This is a genomic window from Exiguobacterium sp. s142 (assembly GCF_018618455.1).
In the GTDB taxonomy this organism is placed as follows: domain Bacteria; phylum Bacillota; class Bacilli; order Exiguobacteriales; family Exiguobacteriaceae; genus Exiguobacterium; species Exiguobacterium aurantiacum_A.
Genome location: NZ_JACSMB010000050.1, coordinates 1 through 1,056, shown reverse-complemented (window position 1 = coordinate 1,056; position 1,056 = coordinate 1). Strand labels below are relative to the sequence as shown.

The following is a 1,056-nucleotide window of genomic DNA, read 5'->3' as shown; positions in this document are numbered from 1 at the left end:
GACGGTTTGTCAAATTAAGCGCAACACTTCGTCCGTGAAGGCCTCGTGTGCGGTCTTCCAGCCCAGGCATTTGCGTGGGCGGCCGTTGATCTTGGCGAGCGCGTCCACGATCTCCCCTTGTCCGACCGTCGCGAAGTCCGATCCTTTCGGGAAGAACTCGCGCAGGAGGCCGTTGGCGTTCTCGTTGCTGCCGCGCTGCCACGACGAGTACGGGTCGGCGAAATACATCGGCACGCCGAGCGTCGCCCGGACGCGCTCGTGACAGCTGAACTCCTTGCCCCGGTCCGTCGTCGCCGTCTTGAACGTGCCGTCTGGGAAGGCTCCGTGGACCGTGTGGATCGCCTCCTCCATCGAGGCCGCGCTGCGGTCCGCGATCGGCAGGGCGAGGTAGAACCGGCTCTTGCGCTCGATGAACGTCGCGACGCACGCCTTCGACTTCCCGCGGCCGGAGACGACCGTGTCGAGCTCCCAGTGCCCGAACGTCTCGCGTGTGCGCACTTCGCGCGGGCGGTCCGAGATGGTCAGCCCGACGTTGATGCGCCCGCGTGTCTCCACGGGTTTCCGGCGCTTGCCCTTCTGGCGGAGCACGGTCGCCGGCACGTCGATCAGCCCCGAATAGATCCAGCGATAGATGGTCGAGAAGGCGATCCTTCCGCTGAAGAGCCTCCCTGCGATCTGTTCCGGGGACCAGGTCGCCCGCAGCTTCTCGATGATCGTCCGGCGCATCCTGTCGTCGAGCTTCGTCTTGGCGCCGCAGTTTCCCTTCGCCTTGGCGTAGCGCTCCTGTGCGCGTTCGGCCGTATAGCCGGGGTTCCGTCTGATCTCCCGCGAGACGGTCGAGGGCTGTCGCCCGAGCCGTCTCGCGATGGACCGTACGGACATCCCGAGCCCCAGATACGTCTCTATTTTCACGCGTTCCGCTGTGGTAAGATGGGTGTAGCTCATAGCGATTCCTCCGTCTGAATGTTTGTGTCGTAACTTCATTCTACACGAGGCCATCGCTATGGGCTTTTTTGCGTTCACGTTCAGGTGTTGCACTTAATTTTATAATTCATC

Annotated in this window: 1 protein-coding gene; it reads right to left on the bottom strand. The window is 62.9% G+C overall.

What is annotated here, in order from left to right:
• Positions 1–9: 9 nt before the first annotated feature.
• Positions 10–945, bottom strand: a complete 936-nt coding sequence (locus tag KNP77_RS15835; protein WP_214891762.1) for an IS30 family transposase — start codon at positions 943–945, stop codon at positions 10–12.
• Between the last annotated feature and the right edge of the window lie 111 nt (positions 946–1,056).

What these genes read in the sequence shown, in the direction of transcription:
- KNP77_RS15835 (WP_214891762.1), bottom strand. Translation starts at nt 945, where the DNA reads ATGAGCTACACCCATCTTACCACAGCGGAACGCGTGAAAATAGAGACG.